At 37.8% G+C, this 2,326-nt stretch carries 2 protein-coding genes and 1 pseudogene; 1 reads left to right on the forward strand and 2 read right to left on the reverse strand.

Translation table 11 applies throughout. The features are described 5' to 3' along the window. Positions 1-151: 151 nt before the first annotated feature. Positions 152-307 (reverse strand): hypothetical protein, encoded by a 156-nt coding sequence (locus tag KPX09_RS05645; RefSeq protein WP_346017245.1) that lies wholly within the window; start codon positions 305-307, stop codon positions 152-154. Positions 308-356: 49 nt separating this feature from the next. Continuing rightward, on the reverse strand, positions 357-566 hold the full coding sequence (locus KPX09_RS05650; protein WP_275973677.1) for a transaldolase family protein: 210 nt from the start codon (positions 564-566) through the stop codon (positions 357-359). Between the two features lie 741 nt (positions 567-1,307). On the opposite strand from KPX09_RS05650, the pseudogene KPX09_RS05065 reads away from it, so the two are divergent. Continuing rightward, positions 1,308-2,326: pseudogene (locus KPX09_RS05065) on the forward strand (hypothetical protein); the annotation flags it as partial.

Here is a 2,326-nt window from a genome sequence, read left to right on the forward strand (position 1 = left end):
TATAGCCTTTATAAAATCAAAATCAGCATTCTCAACAAACTTGCTGTTTAATCAATGCACCAAAAAATCTTTATCATAACTAAGAACCCCGTATATAGGTGTAATCCATGGAGCATAAGTGTTACAAATAGCAACCACCAAGAACATCTTGCTAAAAGTATTTAATCTGTTTTCTTGTAACTTCTTTTGTTTTACAAATATACATTCCCTTATCGGTCAACTGGTGAAGAAATAGCCGCTTAAAAACAGATGATGCTGGAACCGTCGCAACCTCAGCACTAGCCTTAGTAGCCTCCAAAACATGCATAGAACCCCGAACCGAAGCAGCAAGAACCTGCGTCTCAAAACCATAATTACTATATACACCGTATATACCTTATCAACGCCGCTCCATCTCCTCCCAGATCATCTATCTTGCCCATAAACGGAGAAACGTAAGTAGCACCCGCTTTCGCCGCCATTAACGCTTGGGTCGCCGAAAAACACAGCGTCATATTTACCTTTATACCATGCTCTCTCGCGAGAGAGTTACATTCACATGTTATACCACCAAAAGTCAACGGCAATTTTACTACGACATTTTTAACGATTTTAGCCCCTCAGCTACCATATAGTCTTCCCCACTATAACGCCTACAACTGCACCTAACAGCGCGTTAGGGTATTATTTTCATATAGCAGATTTTTACAGCACAGCGTTTGTTGCATTATATCAAAGCCTCTTGATACATGTGAATATAACACTCATCATAGAGGTCAGCAAAAGCTTTAAGGTTGCTAAATAACCTTTCACTCGTGGTCAAAGCAGAACGGAGTGCGGGGAAATAATACAGAACGCATTACGCCTTCCCTAGATATGGCATTTTTGATACAGTTTTACAATATGTATAATTGTATTTAGCTTTGGCTGCTTAGTCAGTAATTACCGAAAACGTATTGCATTAAAGTCTCTAATTGCCCTATGTGAAATAATATTCATACTATCCATGGATAATCAAAAGCTCTACAGAATCACTCATAGTTAAGGATAACGGAGAAAAGTATCTCTCAAAGAATCATCTCACTGTAGTTTATACCATATCAAGATGGTCGCGTATATGCTATTATATCTAGAATACTACTGAACGTATTAGTATGAGCATATTGTCATAGAATATCTAGCTATCTTTCGACTCTTCTCAAGCTTTGACGTAAAAATCTTTTTTCCTGAGATCATGAATGTCAGGAAAAGGTTTTAGCCCGCTCTAATTAAATCCCAAAAAGATAATTTATATCCCTTTATCCCAAAGTTATTGGAGGAACAAATAAATGTCGTCCCCACTATTTACAGCGATCGCCAATGCAATCGAGAAAAATCTCACTCAAATTATTCTAAAACCTATGGAGTCAATAGTAGGAAGCAAGATCAGTAAAGACTTAACTCAAGCTTTTTTGCAAAAAGAACAGTTCTCAACTCATGCTGATACTACCTTGCAAAAAAATCTGAAAATACTTTCTTCAACGTATGGTAGAACGATTCCCAAGATTTATGGCACAACCCGGGTAGTAGGAAACATTATCTGGGCAAAGCCAATACAATACTCTCAGCACCAACAGGTTTTGCACAATAGCAATCAGTCTTCTACGAAGAGCACAATCACTACAAGCTACAATGCTACTCTAGCAATAGCTATATGTCAGGGCCCTATACATGAAATATCAAAAATATGGGCAAACGAGAAACCTTTGAATCTTGCAGCAATTACGTATCGCTTATACAAAGGCTCGGAAACTCAAGATCCCGATCCATTAATCTTAAATACCGAAGGTAATGCACCAGCGTATAGAGGGATAGCGTATATAGTAATAGAAAATCTCCCTCTTCAAAATTACAGCAATAGTATACCAAGTATTGTATTTGAAGTCACAGCATACCCGGAAGAATTTTTGCAAAACCATGTAAGTAAACAAATCCTAGCAATACATACAGTAGGTCCCGGAGAATTTACTTATGATACTAAAATTCAAAAACGTTTTAATGTAGAGACCATAAATACAAAAGATATTCCCTATGGTACCGCAAAAAACATCAATGGAGAATTTGATAATACCTATTCAATACTCGGACTAAACTCTCTTCACAACTACTGCGCCAACGTACAGTGGATCGCTGTTACTGTGCATTGGTTTGCCTCGCACTCAGACATTCAAAAATGCACTCTAAAACCCGGCACTTCTCTCACAACTGCATTAAAAACAATCCCGGATACTTGGCAAGTTGGTAGCTATAACTGCTCAAATGCTCATGCAATACCACTTGTAAACAATCACCCTAAATTCGAAGGAAC

The organism is Anaplasma phagocytophilum, assembly GCF_023476575.1.
Classification (GTDB): domain Bacteria; phylum Pseudomonadota; class Alphaproteobacteria; order Rickettsiales; family Anaplasmataceae; genus Anaplasma; species Anaplasma phagocytophilum_A.